Genomic DNA, 20,892 nt, shown 5'->3' on the forward strand with positions numbered 1-20,892 from the left:
CGTGAGCAACGTCAATGGTTAACCGGAGATGAATTCACGCCATCCCACATATGTGCAGGTGGGAGCAGTTCTATCCGCAAAACTAATGCGCTTTAGTACATGTCAGCTCAAGCGCATTAGTACCCGGTCGCTCTCCGGCCCCGGGAGTAGGACATAATCCAGCCATGGATCCCGTGCGCCGCACTCCGGCCCGCCGACCGACGATGAAGGACATCGCGCAGCGCGCGGGTGTCTCGGAGAGCGCCGTGTCCTTCGCGCTCAACGACCGGCCCGGCGTCTCCCCCGCCACCCGCGACCGGGTCCGCCGGGTCGCGGAACAGCTGGGCTGGCGCCCCAGCACCGCCGCCCGCGCGCTGTCCGGCGAGGGCGCCGCCACCGTCGGCCTGGTGCTGGCCAGGCCGGCGCATACGCTCGGCGTCGAGTCGTTCTTCCTGCAACTCGTCTCGGGCATCCAGGAAGTGCTGGCGCGGCGTCACCTCGGGCTGCTCTTCCAGGTCGTCGAGGATCTCGGCGAGGAGTGCGCGATCTACCGCCGCTGGTGGGCCGAACGCCGGGTCGACGGGCTGCTCGTCGTCGACCCCCGGCTCGACGACCCCCGGCCGGCGCTGCTCGACGAACTCGGCCTGCCCGCCGTCGTGATCGGCGCGCTCGCCCCGGGCACCCCCGCGCACTCCGGCATCTCCACCGTGTGGGCGGACGACGCGGGCGCCATGGCCTCGATCGTCGACCATCTGTACGGGCTGGGGCACCGCAGGATCCTGCACATCGCCGGCCTGCCGCACCTCGCGCACACCCAGCGCCGGGTCCGGTCGCTGCGCGCCGAGGCCACCCGCCGCGGGCTGCCCGACGTCCACTCCATCAGCACCGACTACTCGGACACCGAGGGCGCCGAAGCCACCCGCCGGGCCCTCGCCCGGCCCCGGCCGCCGACCGCGATCGTCTACGACAACGACGTCCTGGCCATGGCCGGTCTCGCCGTCGCCAACGAGCTCGGCCTCGCGGTCCCCGGCGATCTGTCCCTCGTGGCCTGGGACGACTCCGTGCTCTGCCGCAGCGCGCACCCCGCACTGACCGCGCTCGTCCGCGACACCAGCAGCTTCGGCCGCCATGCCGCCGAGCAGTTGCTCAGCCTCCTCGACGGGAACCCCGCCCGCGAGGTCCAGGACGACCTGCCGCGCCTCATGGCCCGCGCGAGCACGGCGCCGCCCGGTAGCTGACTTCCCTTGGTCAGCGGTACTCGGCGAGCCGGGGGCGGACGCCCAGCAGGACCAGGACCGCCGCCGCGGCCAGCGCGCCCGCGGGGACCGCCGGCCAGCCGGCGAGGGCCGAGCGGGCGCGGCCGGCGTGCAGGTCGAAGTCGGACCGCTGCTGGTCCGCGAGCGCGTCCAGCGCGGTGGCGAAGTCCCAGAAGTCGAAGGCGACCTGGCCGCGGCCGACTTCGGTGAGCACGGTGACCGCCTCGTCGAGCCGTCCCGCGGCGCGCAGGTCGCGCAGCTTCCGGTCGTCGGCGCGGAAGTGGCCGTAGCGGGTGAGGACGTCCTGGTAGGCGGGGCGCTCCGCGGTCGTGGCGTACGACTCGGGCGCGAGGAGAACGTCGAGCCGGCGGGTGAGCGTGTCGAACCGCTCGCGCTGGTAGCCGGCGGAGTCGGTGTCGTGGACCAGCCAGCGGCTCTGGGTGGCGGCGGCGTCGGCGGCCACCGCGCGGGCCTCGGCCAGCCGGGACCAGGGTCGCAGTCCCTCCCGGCCCGCGGCGCCGACCTCGGACGCCGCCGAGGTGAAGGAGAGCGCGCCGGCCAGGGTGACGACCAGCGCGGCGACCGTGGCGGCGACCAGTGCCGGGTTGAGGACCCGCCGGTAGCGGCGGGCGAGGTCCCGCTGCCACCACAGGAGGAAGCCGAGGGTGAGGACACCGAGCACCCCGACGAGCCCCGCCGACCAGTTCGCGCTGTCCCGCGTCTCCGACTCCAGGTGCGCGGCCTGCTGGGCGTAGGTCTCCGACAGCTCCGCCGCGACCGGCAGCAGCTCGTTGCGCAGCACGTCCGCGGCCTCGGAGGACAGGGCGACGGCGGCGTGCGGCGGCGTTCCCGCCGGGCGGTCGGGCTGGGTCTCGTCCACGTAGGACGAGCGGGCGCTGGCGTCGTCGTAGCGGCCGAGCGCGTCGAGCAGGGAGCGGACCCGGTCGCCCTGGGCGGGGTCGGCGCCGAGTTGTCGCAGCAGTCCGCTGACCTCGGTGCGGCGCTGTTGCGCGGTGATCAGTGCGAGCAGCCGGTTGCCGACCTCCACGTCCGGCTGGAGCGCCGAGTGGCCCGGCACCAGGGAGTTGGCCCGCTGGGCGTCGAGGTCGGCGAGCGCGAACCGCAGTTCGGCGGCGACGGCCGCCCGCTGGGTGACGGCCGTGCGCAGGTCGGAGGCGTCGCCCCGGACGTCGGCCGCGCCGAGTACGGCGGCCGCGCAGAGCGCGGTGAGCGCGGCCACGGCGATCACGGCCGACACGACGAGCCGTACGGGACCGGTGAGCGGCAGCCGCGGACGCCGCGCCGGGGAGCGCCGGGCGCGCGGCGGCAGGGTGGGCGGCGCGGCCGGTCCGCCGGCCGGCGCGGCCCGCGGCGCCTCGGTCGCGGACACCCGCTGGACCGGCGGCGCCTGAGAGGTCGTCATATCGCGACGCTAGGCGCGCACCCGGAAAGGAGGGTGTCCCACCGGCGGACTCCAGGTGACCGGCCCGTAACAGATGGGAACGGAGGGCGCCCCTCCGCGCGGGCGGTCGGCGGCAAGCCCGGCCGTCCGCCCCGTCCGCCCCTTCAGCCCGGTCGGTCCCGTCAGTCCTTGTCGTCCGGCTTCCACAGCGAGTGTTCGCGCCGCGCCCACCAGGAGGCCACACTCCCGGTCCGCATGCCGAGCCGCGCCTCGGGATCCTTGCTGGCCATCCAGACGTGTCCGGTGATGCCGGCGGCGAGCAGCAGGGCCAGCCAGTCGTGGACGAAGGTGGCGCCGGTCCGCCAGAGCACCGGGGCGAGGTGGGTGAACCACATCAGCAGCCCGGTGCCGATCATCACCAGCACCGCGCCCGCGATGAAGGCCGAGTAGAGCTTCTGGCCCGCGTTGAACTTGCCCGCGGGCACTCCGTCCTTGCTGCGCTTGCGCAGTACGGTGCGCAGCCAGTGCCAGTCGTGCCGGCCGAAGCGGTTGAGCCGGCTCAGATCGGCCCGCAGCGCGCGGAAGAAGATCCCCGCGAGCAGCGGCGCCGGGAGCAGCAGCCCGGACCACTCGTGCACGGTCACCACCAGCCGCCGTCTGCCGACGAGTTCGGAGAGCGGGGGCAGATAGAGGCAGGCTGCGGTGAAGACGCAGATGCCCATCAGCCAGGCGGTGCCGCGGTGCACCCAGCGTTCGGCGCGGCTGAAGCGGCGCAGCCGCCGTGCCGGCTGCCGCGGCGCGGTCGGGGCGGTCAGGCCGTCAGGAAGTGGGGTCATCGGACCGTCCGTTCGACTTTCCGACCCAGGCGTCGACGTCGTAGCCGAGCTTCTCCCAGTAACCGGGTTCGACGCTCTTGGTGAGGGTGATCCCCGAGAGCCATTTCGCGGACTTGTAGAAGTACATGGGCGCCGCGTAGAGCCGGACCGGGCCGCCGTGGGCGTGGGTGACCGGCTTGTCCTGCATCGTCAGCGCCACCATGACGTCGCCGCGGCGGGCCTGCTGCAGCGTGAGGCTCTCGGTGTAGGCGCCGTCGAAGCAGTCGAACCGGATGGCGGTCGCCTCCGGCCGCACCCCAGAGGCGGCCAGCAGCGCGGAGAGCCGCACACCGGAGAAGGCGGTCTTCGGCACCCGCCAGCCGGTCACGCACTGCACGTCGTGCACCAGCCGCTGCTGCGGCATGGCCTGCAGGTCGGCGAGCCGGTAGGTCATGGGGCGGTCGACGAGCCCGCCGACGGTGAGCCGGTAGTTCTCGGCGTTGCGCTTGGGCACCGACGAGGTGACCGAGTAGTAGCGGAATCCCCCGCCGCCGGGCAGCAGTCCCGTCACCCCGGTGGGGTCCTTGGCGCTCACCTCGGCGAGCACCGCGTCGAGACGGTCCTGCACATGGCTGCCCAGCGCGACCCCCGCGGCGCCCAGCCCCAGCATTCCCAGCACGACGCGCCGCCCGACCGGCGCACCGCGCCGTTCGTTCTCGTCCCCCGGGTCGTCGGGGGCGTCGTCCACGCGGGGTTCTTCCATAGGTCGATTCGAGCACGTGGGAGGGCCGCTGGCCAGGGGCGGCGCCCCGACGTCAGGCTTTCGTCATAACTCGGGCCAGGAAACGGCCCAACGCCGCGTTGAATTCGTCCGGGCGTTCGAGATTCGGCAGATGGGCGGCGCCTTCGATGATCACCAGCTCGGATCCGGCGATCCGCCGGTGCATGGCCTCCGCGTCGGCGACCGGGGTGTACTCGTCGTCCCGGCCGACCACGATCAGGGCGGGCACGGTGATCCTGCCCAGCAGGTCCCCGTAGTCGGGTCGTTCGGCGCGCCCCCGCAGGGCCGCAGCCGCCCCCTCGGGCGGAGCGCCGTACATCATGCCGCGCACCTGGTCGGCGACGGCGGGCAGCGCCTCGATGTTGTAGGGCGCGACCATCTTCGACAGCACCTCGTCGGTGTACCCCTTCAGCCCCTCGCGCACCAGCCGTTCCGCCATGGCACGCCGTACCCGCTTGCCGTCCTCGGTCTCGGCCGCCGGGAAGGTGTCGGCGAGCAGCAGGCCGCGGACCCGGTCGGGGAAGAGCCGGCAGAATTCCATGACGATCTGGCCGCCCATCGACAGACCGCCGATGACGACCCGGTCCAGGCCGAGGTGGTCGAGCAGGGCCGCGATGTCGCGGGCGAAGGTCTCCAGCGGGGTCGTGCCGGGGACGACGGTGGTGGCGCCGTAGCCGCGCAGGTCGGGGGCGATGACCCGGCGGCCCCCGGCGGCGAATGCACCGACCTGGGGCGCCCACATCGAGCGGTCGAAGGGATGGCCGTGGACCAGGACCAGCGGGTCGCCCGAACCCGCGTCCTCGTATCCGACGGTGATGCCGCCGACCTGTGCCGTTGCCGCCGTCATCGCGCTGCCCACCTGTGCTTTCTCCGTCGTCCGGCCGCGTCGTCCGTCGCGTCCGGTGCCCGTACCGTCTCACTGGCCGGTCCCCCGCCCGATGCTAGGACTGGCCAAGGGGAGAGTGCAATGTTTATCTTGTTCTCGGTGCAATATGAGGACGGGACGGAGCACGTGATGGAGGACTACCGGGCGGTCGCCGACGCGGTCGCGGCGGACATCGGTGCGGGCCGGCTGCGGCCGGGCGACCGGCTCGCCACGCAGCGCGCGTTCGCCCGCCGGCACGGCATCGCGAACTCGACGGCGAACCGGGTCTACCGCGAACTGGCCCGGCGCGGTCTGGTGGTCGGCGAGGTCGGGCGCGGCACGTTCGTCCGGGCCGCCCCCCGGACGCCGGGGCCCGCGCTGGCCGAGCCGGCCGCCGCGCCGGTCGACCTGGAGCTGAACTACCCGGTGGTGGCGGGGCAGACCGCCCTGCTGGGCGAGGGGCTCGGCCGGCTGCTGCGGACCGACGTCCTGGCGGACGCCCTGCGGCCGGTGGGCCCGGCCGGCACTCCCCCGGCGCGCGCGGCGGCCGCCGCGCTGCTCACCGGGGCCGGCTGGGCACCGGATCCGGCGCGGGTGCTCTTCGCCGGCAACGGCCGGCAGGCCATCGCCGCCGCCGTCTCCGCGCTGGTGCCCACCGGCGGCCGGCTCGGAGTGGAAGCGTTCACCTATCCGGTGGTGAAGGCCATCGCCGCCCGGCTCGGCGTCACCCTCGTCCCGCTCGCCCAGGACGAGGAAGGACTGCTGCCCGACGCCCTGCTGGCCGCCCATCGCAGCGCCCCGCTGGCCGCCGTCTACCTCCAGCCGACGCTGCACAATCCGCTGGCGACGACGATGCCGGAGCGCCGCCGCGCCGAACTCGCCGACGTGCTGCGGCGCACCGGCGTGCACGCGGTGGAGGACACCATCTGGGCCTTCCTGTCCGACGGCCCGCCCCCGCTGGCCGCCTGGGCCCCGGAGCACACCGTGGTCGTCGACAGCCTGTCCAAACGGCTCGCACCGGGCCTCACCGTCGGTTTCGCCATGACACCCCCGCACCTCACCGACCGGATCGCGACCGCGCTGCGCGCCGGCGCCTGGACCTCGGCCGGCTTCGCGCTCGACGCGGCGACCGGCTGGATGACGGACGGCACGGTGTCGTCCGTCGGGCGCGCCAAACGCGAGGACGTGACGCTGCGCCAGGAGATCGCGGGCCGGCGGCTCGCGGGCTTCGCGGTACGCACCGCACCGTCCTGCTACTTCGTCTGGTGGGACCTGCCCGAGCCCTGGCGCGCCGAGACGTTCGTGGCCGCGGCGGCCCGGCGCGGTATCGCGGTCACCCCCGCCGCGGCGTTCGCCGTGGGTCCGCACAGCGCGCCGAACGCGGTCCGGGTCGCGCTCGCCTCGCCGCCGCCCGGCACGCTCTGCACGGCGCTCGGCACTCTCGCGGCGATCGCCGCCGGCTCCCCGGACGACGCGATGGTCGGCTGACCCGCCCGCTCGGAGGGATCGCCGGGAGGGACCGTCCGGAGGGCCGGGGGCTCAGCTCGGCCAGGCGCCGGTGGCGAGGAAGTGCTCGATGGCGGACGTGTACGGGGCGATGTCCAGGTGCTGCTCGGCGACCCAGGCGTCGGAGTAGTACTTGTCGAGGTAGCGGTCGCCGGGGTCGCAGATCAGGGTGACGACGCTGCCGGTCTCCCCGGCCGCGACCATCTCCGCGATGATCTTGAAGGCGCTCCACAGTCCGGTCCCCGTCGAGCCGCCGGCCTTGCGGCCGATCGCGCCGTCCAGCGCCCGCACCGCCGCGACCGACGCCGCGTCCGGCACCTTCATCATCCGGTCGATGGCGCCCGGCACGAAGCTCGGCTCCATGCGCGGCCGTCCGATGCCCTCGATACGGGAGGAGGCGTCGCTGGTCACGCCCTGGTCGCCGGTGACCCAGCCGTCGAAGAAGCAGGAGTTCTCCGGGTCGGGGACACAGATCCGGGTGTCGCGCTGGGTGTAGTGGACGTAGCGGGCGATGGTGGCGGAGGTGCCGCCGGTCCCCGCGGTGGCGACGATCCAGGCCGGCTCGGGATACCGCTCCAGCTTCAGCTGCTCGAACACCGACTCGGCGATGTTGTTGTTGCCGCGCCAGTCGGTGGCCCGCTCGGCGTAGGTGAACTGGTCCATGTAGTGGCCGCCCGAGTCGGCGGCGAGCCGGGCGGACACGGCGTACACGGTGTGCGGATCGTCCACCAAGTGGCACTGCCCGCCGTGGAATTCGATCAGCCGCTGCTTCTCCTGACTCGTCGTGCGCGGGATCACCGCGATGAACGGGACCCCGATGAGCCTCGCGAAGTACGCCTCGGAGACCGCCGTCGAACCGCTGGACGCCTCGATCACCGGTTTGCCCGGCCGGATCCAGCCATTGCACAGCCCGTACAGGAAGAGCGAACGGGCCAGCCGGTGCTTGAGGGAACCCGTCGGATGCGTCGACTCGTCCTTCAGATACAGGTCGATGCCCCATTCCAGGGGCAGCGGGAAGCGCAGCAGATGGGTGTCGGCCGAACGGTTGGAGTCCGCCTGGACCTTGCGGACCGCCTCCTTGAGCCACTCCCGGTACCCGTGGTCCGTCCGGTCCACGTCCACCGTGCGCGTACAGCCGCTGTCGTCCGTCTGCTCGATCGTGCCCACCGCGCCAGCCTCCGCTCGTGCCGGTCCCCGGCGGCACGCCGGGCCATTTCGGATCATAACGACCTGATCCGCCCCCTGTCGCGCACCGGGCGACCGGTCGTCCTTCGCCGCTGGACCCGCTCGAACGCCCCCTGTCGTGCCTTTCTCCGGGCGACCGGACCGACCTCCGCCCGGGCCGTCGGAGCCGGAGTTCTGGCCGACGGACGACGGGTCGGAGGGCCTTGCGGGAGGCGCGCGGCACCATGCGGGTTGCGGATCCCGCCACGGGGGGTGACCCTGAAGTCACATCACGGAGTACTGCAGCAGTCACTCTACGCATTTTCGCTCAGGTGTTCTCATTCCGAGCGGTTCAGGACACGGCTTCCACACGGCGGCCGGCCCTCGCCGCGGAGGGAGTCGCAGCCGTGATCATGCAAGCCGACCGACAGTGCACGCTGGAACTCGAAGCACTGCCGTCCCGCATCCAGCAGATACGCCGAATCGTTGCAGCGCAGCTGCGTTACTGGCATCTCGACCCGCTGCTCGACACCGCCCTGCTGGGTATCACCGAACTGCTGGCGAACGTCTACCGGCACGCCGGGTCCGACAAGCACTGTTCGGTCCAACTGACCCTCGTCTCGGGCCGGCTGACCGTATCCGTCCTGGACAGCGATCCCCAGCTGCCCCAGGTCAGCTCCCCCGAGCCGCTCGCCACCGGCGGCCGCGGGCTCGCCATGGTGGCGGCGCTCAGCGACAGTTGGGGAGCCGATCCGGTACCGGACGGCGGCAAGGTGGTCTGGTTCAGCCTGCACGTCGAGGCTCCGGCACCGGCGCCGCGCAGGCGCCCGGCAGCCCGGCGGGTCCCCGCCGTCGCAGCCGCGGCCTGACCTCCCCCGACGGCCCCGGCCGCTGTGTCCCCCCGTGCGGGACGCGGCGGCCGGGGCCGTGCCCGGTCCGGGAGCATGCCCGGACCGGGCCCGTTCGGTGCCGGCCTGCCGCCCGTCGGATCCCTTCCCCCCGGACGCCCTCGCGGCTCATTCCGTGGCGATGGCCCGCAGGACGTCCAGCCGCGCCGCCCGGCGGGCCGGACGCCATCCCGCGAGGACCCCCGCGACCAGGCCGACCAGCAGCACCACCGTGAGCTGGGCCGGCGGCACCGCGAAGGCGCTGGTCCCCGAGCTGTCGGTGGCCTTCACCAGCGCCCAGCCGAGGAACGCGCCGAGGCCGAGACCGCCGACGGTGCCGAACGCGGCGACCAGCACCGACTCCCAGCGCACCATCGCCCGCAGCTGCGACCGGGTCTGGCCGACCGCGCGCAGCAGCCCCAGTTCCCTGGTCCGCTCGTGCACCGCCAGGGTGAGGGTGTTGGCGATGCCCAGCAGCGCGATGAGCACCGCGAGCGCCAGCAGTGCGTAGACCAGCGTCAGCATCATGTCGATGGCCGACGCCGAGGACTTGGCGTACTCGGCGCGGGTCTGCACCGTGGGACTGCCGTACGCCGCCGCCACCTTCTCGACCGCTCCCTTGCCGTCGCCCGTGGACACCCCGTCCTTGAAGGCGACCGCGACGAGGGTGTCGGAGTCCTGCACCCGGTGCGGGGCCCAGGCCTCGCGGGTGATGACGTAGTCGCCCGCCAGATCCGCCCGTTCGTAGACCGCCGCCACGGTGAACGGCAGCCGCTTCCCGTCGGTGAAGACCAGCGAGGCCGTGCTGCCGGTCCTCCAGCCGTGCCGGTCCGCCTCGTCCCTGGCGACCGCGATGCCGTCGGCACCGAGGCCGGTGAGCGAACCGTCGACCGTGCCGAGGTCGAGGACGGTGGCGAGCGCCGCCGGGTCCGTGACGGTCAGGGTGCGTCCGCCGCCGTCGACCTTCGCGACGCCCCGGCCGAGCCCGACCGCGGTCCGCACCTGCGGCAGCCCGCCGACGGCGGGGGCCAGCTTCGGGCTGAGTCCGCTGCCGCCCGCCCCGAACACCGGGGCGCTGATCGCGACATCACCCGCGAACGACCGTGAGACCGTCTGGTCCATGGTGGCCTTGAGCGAGGCGCCGAAGACCGTGAACAGGGAGACGACCGCCACCCCGATCATCAGCGCGGTCGCGGTGGCGGCCGTGCGCTTCGGGCTGCGCAGCGCGTTGCGCCGGGCCAGTCCGCCGGTGACCCCGCGCAGCCGGGCCAGCGGGGCGCCCAGCAGCCGTACCGCGTACGAGGACGCGACCGGTCCGAGGATCACGAACGCGGCCAGGGTGAGTACCGAGCCGCCGCCGGTGAGCCAGACGTCGGGTGTACCCGCCGCGCCGGTCACGGTCAGGGCGATGCCCGTCACCGCGGCGAGCGCGCCCAGCACGGCCCGCTTCCGCGAGGCGCCCGAGGTGTCCACGGCGGTCTCCCGCAGCGCGGCCAGCGGCGCGGTGCGCCCGGCCCGTACGGCGGGCAGCAGCGCCGATCCGGTGCACACCACCAGCCCGACCAGGAACGGCAGGACCAGGGCGGTCGCGCCGATCACCAGGCCGCCGTCGGGGAACGGGAAGCCGACCACCGGGAACAGCGCCTGGAGTCCGGCCGCGACGCCGATGCCGCCGAGCAGCCCGGCGACCGAGGCGACGACGGCGACGACCGCGGACTCGACGAGCGTCGAGCCGAGTACTTGGCGGCGGGACGCGCCCAGCGCCCGCAACAGGGCGTTCTCCCGGGTCCGCTGGGCCACCACGATCGCGAAGGTGTTGTGGATGCTGAAGGTCGCCACCAGCAGGGCGATGCCCGCGAAGACCAGCAGCAGCGAGGTGAAGATCTTCAGGAACGTGCCGGAGATCATGGTGAGGCTCTCGTCCGTGGCCTGCTGCCCGGTGATCGCCTCGACGTTCGCCGGCAGCACGCGCGCGAGCCGGTCGGCGAGCTCCCGCTGGCCGACGCCCGGCCCCGCGCGCACCTGGATGGTCGACGCCAGGCCCGGCTTCGGGGTCAGGTAGCGCTCCGCGTCGGCCCGGGTGAGGCCGGTGAACGTGGTCTGCCCCATGCCGTCCTCGCCGCCGAAGGCGGCCACGCCGACGATCGTCACCCGGACCGGATCGGGCGTGCGCAGCACCGTCGTGTCACCGATCCGCAGCTTGCCGGACTTGGCCGCGCCCCGGTTGATCACGGCCTCGCCGGGCGCCTTCGGGGCCCGGCCCTCGGTGAGGGTGTACGGGTTGAGCTTCGGGTCCTCGATCCAGTTGCCGGCGAGGGTGGGCGGGCCCTTCCCGCCGACGGCCTTGCCGTCGGAGCCGACGAGCTGGCCGGCGCCCGTGATGTTCGGGGCGGCCGCGGCCACTCCCGGCACCGCCACGATCCGCTGGACGAGCGCGGTGTCGACGGGCTCGCGGGTGCCCTGGCCGCCGCCGGGCACGGTGATGACGTCGGAGCTGCGGACGACCGCGTCCGTACCCCGGTTGGCGTCGGTGAACAGGGTGTCGAAGCTGGCCTTGAGGGTGTCGCCCATGACCATCGTGCCGGTCAGGAACGACACACCGAGGAAGACCGCCAGGAAGGTGCCGGCGAAGCGCCGCTTGTGGGCGCGCAGCGAGGCGCGGCTGATCCGCAGTGCGGCGCGGGCGCCGCTCATGACCCCGTCCCCCTGTCCGCGCCCGCACCGGTGAGGCCGTCGAAGGCCTTCATCCGGTCGAGCACCTTCTCGGCGGTGGGGTCCGTCATCCGGTCCACCAGCCGTCCGTCGGCGAGGAACACGACCTCGTCGGCGTGGGCGGCGGCGACCGGGTCGTGGGTGACCATGACGACGGTGCGGCCCATCTCGTGGACCGCGCGCCCCAGCAGGTTCAGCACCTCGGCGCCGGAGCGCGAGTCGAGGTTGCCGGTCGGCTCGTCGGCGAAGACCACGTCCGGGCGGCCGGCCAGCGCGCGGGCCACCGCCACCCGCTGCTGCTGGCCGCCGGACAGCTCGCTCGGGCGGTGCAGCAGCCGGTCGCCGAGACCGACGACGTCGATGAGCGCGTCCACCCAGCCGGTGTCGGGCCGGGCGCCCGCCAGGTCGAGGGGCAGCGTGATGTTCTCGGCGACGGTCAGCGTCCCCACCAGGTTGAACGACTGGAAGACGAAGCCGATCCGCTCGCGGCGGAGCAGCGTCAGATCCCGGTCCCCGAGTGTGCCCAGGTCCGTGCTGCCGATGAACGCGGAGCCGGAACTGAGGGTGTCCAGACCGGCGGCGCAGTGCATCAGGGTGGACTTTCCGGAGCCGGACGGGCCCATGATCGCGGTGAAGCGGGCCGCCGGGAACCCGACGGTGACACCGTCCAGCGCCCGGACCTCGGCGTCCCCCGCGCCGTAGACCTTGAAAGCGTCCATGACGCGGGCGGCGGAGGTGCCGACAGGGGTGAGGGTGGTCATCGGGAACCGTCCTCGGTGCCGGACCGGTCGGACTTCCCGCGCGGCCCGTGCTGTTCGTACGGTCCGTGCTGCTCGTTCAGTACGGCGAGCCGGCTGCGGTACTCGTCCTCGTCGATCTCGCCCGCGGCGTAGCGGCGGCCGAGCAGCGCCACCGGAGCGTGCTCGCCGTTCACGGCCCGCCCCTGCCACGGGCCGCGGCCGCAGCCCCGGCCGCGCCACACGGTGCGGCGCAGCACCAGGACGATGCCGACCACGACGAGCGCCCAGACGAGCGGGAAGAACAGGATCCAGGGGCCGGGCCCGCCGTCGTTCCATGCCATGACGTTCATCGGAATCGTCTCCTCGGTGATGGTGGGATGCGATGCATCCCGGCACCACCGAGCCTGGTCCGGAACGGCCGCCGGGTCGTCGTACGGCCAGCGGCACTCCGCGTACCACGTGGGGAGTACGAACGCCGGCCGCGGCTACGTCCGGCGGCCGGTCAGAAGGTGACGGCGATCCCCACCTGCGGTCGCTTGCCGCGCCGGAGCAGCGCGCCGCCCACGTCCAGGACCCTGAATCGCAGGCCGTACTTGCCCGCCATGGCCTTGCGGACCCGGTCGAGCTGCGCCGCGTCCAGCAGCCGCGCGGTGCCCTCGGCGGTCGGCGCTCCGGCGGCGATCCTGCCCCGGGCGTCGCACGGGGCGACGGTCACCCGGCCGCTGTTGCGGATCCGCTTGACCTTGCCGGTGTCGTTCTTGGTCCAGACGAGCAGCTCGTCGCCGTCCCGGACCGACCACACCGGGGTGGACACCGCGTCGCCGCTGCGGCGGTACGTGGTCAGGCTGATGTAGGGGCTGCGGGCGAGCTCGTCGGTCACCATGGGACCGGAGAGTACTCCGCGAGGACGGGGACCACCACGCGCCGCCTACCATCGGAGTGATGGAGACGTGGCGATGCACCGGACTGCGGTGGAAGGGCGGCCCGGGCTCCTGGGAGCCGTGCTGGCAGTGGTCGCACCCCCGGTACGGCGAGCGGAGCAGCCCGGTCCCCGTCGGCGGCCCGCTCGCCCTGGCCGTGGGCCAGGACGCGGTGCGGCGCTGTACGGGCGTACGGCGGGCCGGCCGGCACCTCGTGTGCCCGCGCGCCGCGGAGCTGGGCCCGACGGCCCGCCGGGACCTGTGCGACGACTGCGCGGCGCTGGACCGGCTCTCGTCCGTCGCCGCCGACACCATGGCCGACGACCCCCGGCCGTACTCGGTGTACCTGGCCTGGTTCGGTCCCGGTCTGACCAAGGTCGGCATCACCGCGGCCGAGCGCGGCGCGGTCCGGCTGGTGGAGCAGGCGGCGGTCTGTTTCAGCTTCCTCGGACGCGGTCCGCTGATGGCCGCCCGGCGTACGGAGGCCTCGCTCGGCGCCGCACTGGGCATTCCCGACCGCGTGACGGCCGGCGCCAAGCGGGCGGCGCGGTGGGCGCTGCCGCCCGCCGCCGAACGGGCCGCCGAACTCCACGCCCTGTACGAGTCGGTGACCGGACTGCCGGACACCCTGGACCGGCTGCCGTACGCCCTGGTCGACCATGCGGCGCTGTTCGGGCTGTGGCCGGAGCCGCCGCGGCCGGCGGCCCGGATCACCGCGCTGGCGCCGGGGACGTCGGTCACCGGCACCGTGCGGGCGGCGGCCGGGAGCGATCTGTACCTCGACACGCCGGACGGCGGGCTGCTGCTCGACTCCCGTCTCGTCTCGGGCTGGCCGCTCACCACGCCCGCCCCCGGACCGCGCTCGACGGCCCCCACCGCTCCCGTACCCCGGCCGGAGGACGTTCCGGAGCCGCTCTTCTGAACTCCCGTTCCGAACTCCCGTCCGGAACTCGCGGATCCCGGGGCCGTCCGGGTCAGCCGCGGCTGGGCTCCTGCTCCCTGACGGCCTGGCTCTCCAACGGCGGCTCGGTGGACGCGCGCAGCGCGGTCCCGGCCGGGTTCCCGGCCATCGGCCGCCCCGCCCTGATCGCCAGCAGCACCAGCAGGAAGCCGGACAGTGCCAGCAGGACGAGCGCGGCGGACCAGCCCACGACGGGCGGCTGCCACTGCAGGGAGCCGCCGGAGAACTGGTGCGCCCGGCCGAACGCGTAGCGCAGCGCGGCCCAGACGAACGCGCCGCCCTGGGCCAGTGCCCAGCAGCCGATCAGCAGCAGGGGCAGCCGGGTCCGCAGCTGTTCGGGGAGGTCGCTCCAGCGCCGGCCGGCGACCACTGCCGCCAGTACCGGGATCCCCACGGCGACGGCCAGCAGATAGCGGCCCTGCCAGATGAGTCCCAGGTGGGCGGCCTGGGGGGCCATCAACACCAGCGGACCGAAGGCGGTGCCCGCCATCAGCGCGGCCAGGACGAGGATCTCGCGCGCCCGTCCCGTCGCCAGGGCGAGCATCACGAGGCAGCCGGCCATCACCCACCACAGCACGTAGGTGAGTTCGGGAGCCGCGACGTTCAACGAACCGAAGATCGCCACCATTTGGTGCAGGTAGTTCGGGAGCAGGTCGAAGACCGCCTTGAGGGCGGAGGTCAGCGGTGTGTACTGCTCCAGGGTCTGGGTGGGCAGCGCGAGCGTGTCGGCCGTCATCGTCCAGGCGACGGCGGCCAGCCCCGCGGCGGCCGCCACCCCCAGGCACACCCACACCGGGCGCAGCCGCGCCAGCTGCCGCAGCCGTCCCGGGCGCGCCAGGATCAGGCCTCCGGCCAGCACCAGCGCGATCCACAGCGGGCCCAGCGCCCGCATGGACGCGAGCAGGACGCAGGCGGCGCCGAGCCGCACCATCCGTCGGCGCAGCTGCGGCAGGCCGTCCTCGTCGGTCACCAGCCGGACGACCACGGCCCAGGCCAGTACGGCCGCCGTGACCTCCGGTCCGTTGGGGTTGACGACGCCACCCAGGTAGACGGCCGTCGGAGTGGCGGCGGTCAGCACGCCGATCAGCGCGACGCGTCCGCTGTACCCCTTGGCCGCGCCCTCCAGGACCGTCACCACGGCGCTCGCCAGCAGCGCGGCGCACAGCAGCGCGCTCAGCAGCCGCATCGCGTACAGGCCCGCCTCGCCGGTGAGCAGCAGGCTCGGCCAGCCGACCAGCAGGTAGTAGCCGGGGCCGTAGGTGCCGGCGCTGGTGATGACCGTCGCGGTGTCGCCGGAGGGGGCGACGGTGCCGCGGCAGGCGACGGAGAGCTTGTCGTCGTTGCGGAAACACCGGTAGACGCCGTCGGTGACGTCCAGGTCGCGGTATCCGGCGGGCACGCGCACCGCCGTGAACCCGACCTCGACGTCGACCCCGACGTGGTGCGCCTCGATGACCCGCTGCTCGCCGCCGAACTCGCCGCGTACGACGGCGGCGGCCTTGACCATGTGGGCGGCCTCGTCCGGAGGCGCGGTGATGGGTGTGGCCAGCGACCACGCGGTCATGAGCGTCACGAACGTGGCGAAGGCCAGCGTCCAGACCGTACGGGCGGCGGCCCACGCCGACACCCGCTTCCGCAGCCAACCGGCCACCGTAGGGCTCCACTTCTTCCGCCGCCGACACCGCCGGCACCGCGCGGGGCGCGCCGCTGACGACCGCGCCCCGCTGACAGCCGCGCCGTCGATTGAGGCGCACCATATACGCGCGACCTGACGGCAGGGTTCCGCTCGTCCGGCACCCCCGCGACCCCAGGAAGCGCTCCTCGACGGCATCCTGCAGCAGGGGATACTCCCTGCTCACACGGGGATTTCGGCGGGTCGGTGCGGTGCCGCGGGCGTCCGCGGAGCGGCCTGGCGAGGCGGTCGCGGGGCCCGCCCGGACGGTGGGGCGGTGTCGGGAATTCCCTCGCCCGCCCCACACTGTTCAGCGCCGGGTCACCGTTTCGCGGGTTGTCGCTCATCGGCGGCGGGCCCGGTGCCGGGCCCGCCTCGAGGGTCCGCCGTGGCTCAGCCGCCGAGCGCCGTCAGGGGGTCGTCGAGCACCGGCTGCCAGGCCAGCTCAGCGGCGCCGACCAGGCTGTTGTGGTCCAGGGCGCAGGCGAGCAGCGGCACGCTGCCGCTGCGCCCCCACAGGCTGCGGTCGGCGACGACCGCGCGCAGCCGCTCCGGGTCGGCGTCCAGGAGGTGGCGGTGCAGCCCGCCGAGGAGGATGCGGTCGGGGTTGAGGACGTTGACGAGGCCGGCGAGCCCGAGGCCGAGCCGGTCGATGAGGGTGTGCGCGGCGGCGCGGACGGCGGGGTCGTCGTACTCGTCCCGGAGCAGGTCGCGGGCCTGCTCGAGGAGGGAGACCGCCGGTCCCGGCGGGCGTCCGGCCGCTTCGAGGAAGGCGAGCGGGTCGACCTCGACGTCGAGGCAGCCGCGGCTGCCGCAGTGGCAGGGCCGGCCCGCCGGATTGACGGTCAGATGGCCGACCTCGAGGGCGAGACCCGAACTCCCGGTGTGCAGCCGCCCGCCGAGCACGAGTGCTCCGCCGACACCGCGGTGGCCGGTGGCGACGACCAGCAGCTGGCCGGCCCCGCGCCCGGCGCCGTGCCGGTGCTCGGCGAGGGCGGCGACGTTGACGTCGTTGCCCAGGAAGGAGGCCAGCGGGGCGCCGCCGGGCCCGGTGATGCCGGCCCGGGCGAGCTGCTCGGCGAAGACCTGGCGCACCGGGGAACCGGCGGGCCAGGCGACGTGCAGCGGGTTCAGGGCGGTGCCCTCGGGCTCCGCGACGGCGGACGGTACGGCCAGCCCCGCGCCCAGGCAGGTACGCCCGGAGGCCCGCAGCAGCTCCGCGCCGGCTTCGACGACGGCGCCCAGGACGTGCGCCGGATCGGCGGGCACCGTCATACAGCCGGGAGCGGTGGCGACGATCCGCCCGCCGAGCCCGACCAGCGCCGCGCGGAAGCCGTCGGAGTGCACCTGGGCGGCGAGGACCACCGGTCCCGCGGGGTCGAGGTCCAGTCCGTGCGAGGGCCTGCCCTGCGCCCCGGAGGCGCCGCCCGGCCGGGTGTCCACCCGGATGAAGCCCAGTGCCTCCAGTTCCGCGGCGACCGCGCCCGCCGTGGCGCGGGTCACGCCGAGTTCCGAGGTGAGCAGGGCGCGGGTCGGCGCGCGGCCGGTGTGCACGAGTGCGAGCGCCGGGCCGAGTGCGCTCCGGCCCCGCTCGAGCCTTGTCCGAATCTGGGTCACCCCCCTATTCTGACTTTGTGCCGACGCTAAACAAAATAGGGATGGCCCTTACGGCCTCCCGCCGCCCCCCGACCGACCCCTCTCTCACCCAGCTGCGCGTCGCCCTCACCACGTTCTTCGCCCTCGACGGCTTCATCTTCGCGGGCTGGGTGGTCCGCATTCCGGCCATCAAGGCGCAAGTGGGCGCCTCCGCCAGCGAGCTGGGCCTCGCCCTGCTCGGTGTCTCGGCGGGCGCCGTGGCCACGATGGTGCTGACCGGCGGGCTCTGCCGCCGCTTCGGCAGCCGCCGGATCACGGTCGTGACCGGCGTGCTGATGTCCCTGAGCATCGCACTGCCACCGCTCACCCATTCGGCGCTCGCCCTCGGCCTGGTGCTGCTGGCGTTCGGCGCGGCCTACGGCGGGATGAACGTCGCCATCAACAGCGCCGCCGTCGACCTGGTGGCGGCGCTGCGCCGTCCGGTGATGTCCGGATTCCATGCCGCGTACAGCCTCGGCGGGCTGCTCGGCGCCGCCCTCGGCGGACTGCTGGCCCCGCATCTGTCGCCCACCACCCATCTGCTGCTGCTCACCCCGGTCGGTCTGCTGGTCGCCGCCGTCGCCGGCCGGACGCTCCTGACGCAGCGGATCACCCCGCCGGCGGACGACCGGCCGGGCCGCGGCGGATCCGCGGGACCGGCCGCCGAGGGGACGGCCGGCGCCGCGCCGACCGTGCAGCGGACCGGCCTGCTGGTGGCCGTCTTCGGCCTGATCGCGCTGTGCACCGCCTACGGCGAGGGAGCGCTCGCGGAGTGGGGGCCGCTGCACATCCAGCAGGACCTCGGCGGCGGCCAGGGCATCGCCGCGGCCGGCTACGCTGCCGTCGCGAGCGCGATGGCGCTCGGGCGGCTGTCCGGGACGGCGCTGCTGGAACGCCTCGGCCAGACCCGGGCGCTGGTGCTCGGCGGGCTGACCGCCGCTGCGGGCATGCTGCTCGGCGCGCTCGCCCCGTCCGTCTGGCTCGCCCTCACCGGCTTCGCCGTGACCGGTCTCGGCCTGGCCAATCTGTTCCCGGTCGCCATCGCCCGCGCGGGCGAACTCGCCGGACCCAGCGGCGTCGCGGCGGCCTCCACCCTCGGCTACGGCGGGATGCTCCTCGGCCCGCCCTCCATCGGCTTCCTGGCCGACGCCTTCGGACTGCCGACCGCGCTGACCACGGTGGCGCTGCTGGCCGCGACCGCGTCCGCCATCGCCTACGCCGTACGGAACCTGGGCGCCCGTACGAGCCCCTGACGGCCCGGAGCTGGTACCTGTGTCGGGCGTGCGGTCCGGGCCGCTCCGGCTCCGGCGCGGGTCGGCGCGGTGCCGCCCGGACCTGCCAGGCCGGTGCCGTACGGCCGTGCCACGCGCCGTGGCGGGATGCCACAATCCCGCCATGGAGACGGTTGAGTTCATCGAGATCCTGCGCCGGAACGGAACGCTGCTCGCCGATGCGGCCGAGCGGGCCGGCCTGGACGCACCGGTGCCGCCCTGCCCCGACTGGCAGGTGCGCGACCTCGTACAGCACACCGGAATCGTCCATCGCTGGGCGACCGGATTCATCGTCGAAGGCCGGGAGGAACCCGCGCCGATCGAGGGCAAGGTGCCGGACGACGGCGCGCTGCTCGACTGGTACCGCGAGGCGCACGCCGACCTCGTGGCCGCGCTCACCGCCGCCCCGGCGGATCTGCGGTGCTGGCACTTCTTCACCGCCCCCTCGCCGCTGGAGTTCTGGGCGCGGCGCCAGGCGCACGAGACGGCCGTCCACCGGGTGGACGCCGAGGCCGCGCTCGGTGTCGGCCCTTCCCCCGTGACCACGGCCTTCGCCGCCGACGGCGTGGACGAGCTGCTGGCCGGATTCCACACCCGTCCCCGCAGCCGGGTCCGCAGCGAACCGCCGCGCACCCTGCGCGTCCGGGCGGTGGACGCGCCCGCCGGCACGGGTGACTGGCTGGTCCGGCTCTCCCAGGAGGCCCCGCGGGTGGAGCGCGGGGCGCCGGGCGCGGCCGACTGCACGGTGAGCGGATCCGCCGCCGACCTCTACCTCGCGCTGTGGAACCGCGGACCGTACGACGGGCTCGACGTTTCCGGGGACGCGGAACTGGTGGAGCTGTGGCGGCGGGTCTCCCCCATCACGTGAGGCGCTTCGGTGCGCGGGCCCGGTGGTTCAGTCGTCGAGACCCCGGGCCCGGCGGAAGCGGGCGGCGGCGACGTCGAGGTCGACGATCGGTTCCGGGTACTCCAGGGCGGCGCGTTCGGCCGCGGGCAGCCGCCAGGGCCGGTGGACCGCACCGCCTGGGATGCCCGCCAGCTCCGGAACGTAGCGGCGTACGTAGCTGCCGTCCGGGTCGAAGCGCTTGGCCTGGGTGAGCGGGTTCAGCACGCGGTTGGGGCGGGTGTCGGTGCCGGTGCCCGCCGCCCACTGCCAGTTGAGCTGGTTGTTCGCCACATCCGCGTCGACCAGCAGCTCCTGGAAGTGCCGGGCGCCGGTCCGCCAGTCGGCGTAGAGCGTCTTGGTGAGGAAGCTCGCGGCCAGCAGCCGTGCCCGGTTGTGCATCCAGCCCTCCTGCTGGAGCTGGCGCATCGCGGCGTCCACGATCGGATAGCCGGTGCGGCCCGCGCGCCAGGCGTCGATCTCGTCCGCGTCGGCGCGCCAGTGGTCGCCACGGGTCCGGTAGTCGCGGTGTGAGGCGGCGGGGCGGGCGGCCAGCACCTGGTGGTGGAAGTCCCGCCAGGCCAGCTGCCGTACGAAGGCGTCCGCGCCCGCGCCGCCGAGGGCCGTCGCCCGGTGCACCAGTTCGGCGGCCGACAGGCAGCCGAAGTGCAGATACGGCGAGAGCCGCGAGGTGAGGTCGCCCGGCAGGTCGTCGTGCCCGTCGGCGTACCCCTCCAGCGGGCCGTCCAGCCAGCGGCCGAGCCGCCGGCGGGCCGCCGTCTCGCCGCCCTCGGGCAGCGTGGGCGACGGTGTACCGCCGGCCAGCGACGAGGGCGACGGCAGCGATCCGTACCGGACCCGCGCGCCGGGAATCCGCCGTGGCGCGGGCAGCGGTTCGCGGACGCCCTGCTCCGCCCAGCGTCGGAAGTACGGGGTGAAGACGGCGTAGTGGTCCTTGCCCTGCGGCGTCACGGCGCCCGGGGCGACGGCGGTCACCACCGCCTCGTGCACCACCAGGAGGCGGCCGTCGAGTTCCAGGGCGCGGCGCAGCCGCTCCTCCCGGCGCTGGGCGTAGCCGCTGACGCCGGCCGCGATGTGCACCTGCGCCGCGCCGGCCTCCGCGGCCACCGCGCGGACCTGTTCGGTGACGTCGCCGGTGCGCAGGGCCAACCGGGCCCCGGTGCGGCGCAGCCGGGCGTCGAGGTCGGCGAGGCAGCCGGCCAGGAAAGCGGCGCGGTTGGGGGTGGGAAAACCGGTGTCGCGGATCGCGTGGTCCACGACGAAGAGCGGGACGACCTGGGCGGCCGAGCCCAACGCGCCGCGGAGCGAGGGGTTGTCGTGCAGCCGGAGGTCGCTGGTGAACAGCGCGATGGAGACGGACATACCGCCAACAGCTACCGACCCCGGCGGCCTCCGGCCGGGCGACACGCGGAGGGCACGGTC

Annotated in this window: 18 protein-coding genes; 6 read left to right on the forward strand and 12 right to left on the reverse strand. The window is 74.3% G+C overall.

Translation table 11 applies throughout. The features are described from left to right. Positions 1-164: 164 nt before the first annotated feature. On the forward strand, positions 165-1,217 hold the full coding sequence (locus tag LNW72_RS08105) for a LacI family DNA-binding transcriptional regulator (RefSeq protein ID WP_250974781.1): 1,053 nt from the start codon (positions 165-167) through the stop codon (positions 1,215-1,217). A gap of 10 nt (positions 1,218-1,227) precedes the next feature. Here the strand turns inward: LNW72_RS08105 and LNW72_RS08110 are convergent, their stop codons facing one another. From LNW72_RS08110 to LNW72_RS08125, 4 genes are all read right to left on the reverse strand, one after another. Further along, complete coding sequence (locus tag LNW72_RS08110; protein ID WP_250974782.1) at positions 1,228-2,658, reverse strand: hypothetical protein; 1,431 nt, start codon at positions 2,656-2,658, stop codon at positions 1,228-1,230. A 161-nt stretch (positions 2,659-2,819) separates the two neighbouring features. After that, the gene (locus tag LNW72_RS08115; RefSeq protein WP_250974783.1) at positions 2,820-3,473 is read right to left on the reverse strand and encodes a cytochrome b/b6 domain-containing protein; all 654 of its coding nucleotides are present in this window, start codon (positions 3,471-3,473) and stop codon (positions 2,820-2,822) included. Continuing rightward, positions 3,457-4,215: a molybdopterin-dependent oxidoreductase gene (locus LNW72_RS08120; RefSeq protein ID WP_250974784.1), complete on the reverse strand. Its 759-nt coding sequence runs from the start codon at positions 4,213-4,215 to the stop codon at positions 3,457-3,459. The genes LNW72_RS08115 and LNW72_RS08120 overlap by 17 nt, the downstream gene beginning before the upstream one ends. Before the next feature lie 52 nt (positions 4,216-4,267). Further along, complete coding sequence (locus LNW72_RS08125) at positions 4,268-5,080, reverse strand: alpha/beta fold hydrolase (protein ID WP_250974785.1); 813 nt, start codon at positions 5,078-5,080, stop codon at positions 4,268-4,270. 168 nt (positions 5,081-5,248) lie between these two features. On the opposite strand from LNW72_RS08125, the gene LNW72_RS08130 reads away from it, so the two are divergent. Next, positions 5,249-6,586, forward strand: a complete 1,338-nt coding sequence (locus tag LNW72_RS08130; protein WP_250980055.1) for a PLP-dependent aminotransferase family protein — start codon at positions 5,249-5,251, stop codon at positions 6,584-6,586. A gap of 51 nt (positions 6,587-6,637) precedes the next feature. Here the strand turns inward: LNW72_RS08130 and LNW72_RS08135 are convergent, their stop codons facing one another. Next, on the reverse strand, positions 6,638-7,771 hold the full coding sequence (locus tag LNW72_RS08135) for a PLP-dependent cysteine synthase family protein (protein ID WP_308401908.1): 1,134 nt from the start codon (positions 7,769-7,771) through the stop codon (positions 6,638-6,640). Positions 7,772-8,181: 410 nt separating this feature from the next. On the opposite strand from LNW72_RS08135, the gene LNW72_RS08140 reads away from it, so the two are divergent. Continuing rightward, a complete protein-coding gene (locus tag LNW72_RS08140; RefSeq protein WP_203673227.1) occupies positions 8,182-8,637 on the forward strand; it encodes an ATP-binding protein in 456 nt (151 codons plus the stop codon). Positions 8,638-8,784: 147 nt separating this feature from the next. Here the strand turns inward: LNW72_RS08140 and LNW72_RS08145 are convergent, their stop codons facing one another. From LNW72_RS08145 to LNW72_RS08160, 4 genes are all read right to left on the reverse strand, one after another. After that, positions 8,785-11,349, reverse strand: coding sequence for an ABC transporter permease (locus LNW72_RS08145; RefSeq protein WP_250974786.1), 2,565 nt, complete (start codon positions 11,347-11,349; stop codon positions 8,785-8,787). Further along, positions 11,346-12,128: an ABC transporter ATP-binding protein gene (locus LNW72_RS08150; protein ID WP_250974787.1), complete on the reverse strand. Its 783-nt coding sequence runs from the start codon at positions 12,126-12,128 to the stop codon at positions 11,346-11,348. Before LNW72_RS08150 ends, LNW72_RS08145 begins: the two co-directional genes overlap by 4 nt. Further along, positions 12,125-12,457, reverse strand: coding sequence for an SHOCT domain-containing protein (locus tag LNW72_RS08155; RefSeq protein ID WP_250974788.1), 333 nt, complete (start codon positions 12,455-12,457; stop codon positions 12,125-12,127). The genes LNW72_RS08150 and LNW72_RS08155 overlap by 4 nt, the downstream gene beginning before the upstream one ends. A gap of 152 nt (positions 12,458-12,609) precedes the next feature. After that, positions 12,610-12,990 carry a PPOX class F420-dependent oxidoreductase gene (locus LNW72_RS08160; RefSeq protein ID WP_250974789.1) on the reverse strand — a complete coding sequence of 127 codons (381 nt, stop codon included), beginning with the start codon at positions 12,988-12,990 and terminating at the stop codon, positions 12,610-12,612. A 59-nt stretch (positions 12,991-13,049) separates the two neighbouring features. Between LNW72_RS08160 and LNW72_RS08165 the strand changes: the two genes are divergently transcribed. Continuing rightward, a complete protein-coding gene (locus tag LNW72_RS08165) occupies positions 13,050-13,949 on the forward strand; it encodes a DUF2797 domain-containing protein (protein WP_250974790.1) in 900 nt (299 codons plus the stop codon). Positions 13,950-14,001: 52 nt separating this feature from the next. On the opposite strand, the gene LNW72_RS08170 is transcribed toward LNW72_RS08165, so the two are convergent. Both LNW72_RS08170 and LNW72_RS08175 read right to left on the reverse strand, forming a co-directional pair. Continuing rightward, a complete protein-coding gene (locus LNW72_RS08170; RefSeq protein ID WP_250974791.1) occupies positions 14,002-15,639 on the reverse strand; it encodes a DUF2142 domain-containing protein in 1,638 nt (545 codons plus the stop codon). Positions 15,640-16,053: 414 nt separating this feature from the next. Continuing rightward, on the reverse strand, positions 16,054-17,277 hold the full coding sequence (locus tag LNW72_RS08175) for an ROK family protein (protein WP_250974792.1): 1,224 nt from the start codon (positions 17,275-17,277) through the stop codon (positions 16,054-16,056). 17 nt (positions 17,278-17,294) lie between these two features. On the opposite strand from LNW72_RS08175, the gene LNW72_RS08180 reads away from it, so the two are divergent. Then, a complete protein-coding gene (locus LNW72_RS08180) occupies positions 17,295-18,548 on the forward strand; it encodes an MFS transporter (protein ID WP_374117175.1) in 1,254 nt (417 codons plus the stop codon). 142 nt (positions 18,549-18,690) lie between these two features. Next, positions 18,691-19,434 (forward strand): maleylpyruvate isomerase family mycothiol-dependent enzyme, encoded by a 744-nt coding sequence (locus LNW72_RS08185; protein WP_250974794.1) that lies wholly within the window; start codon positions 18,691-18,693, stop codon positions 19,432-19,434. A 27-nt stretch (positions 19,435-19,461) separates the two neighbouring features. Here the strand turns inward: LNW72_RS08185 and LNW72_RS08190 are convergent, their stop codons facing one another. Beyond that, the gene (locus LNW72_RS08190) at positions 19,462-20,832 is read right to left on the reverse strand and encodes a deoxyribodipyrimidine photo-lyase (protein WP_250974795.1); all 1,371 of its coding nucleotides are present in this window, start codon (positions 20,830-20,832) and stop codon (positions 19,462-19,464) included. Positions 20,833-20,892: the final 60 nt, after the last annotated feature.

This window comes from Streptomyces sp. RKAG293 (assembly GCF_023701745.1).
GTDB lineage: Bacteria > Actinomycetota > Actinomycetes > Streptomycetales > Streptomycetaceae > Actinacidiphila.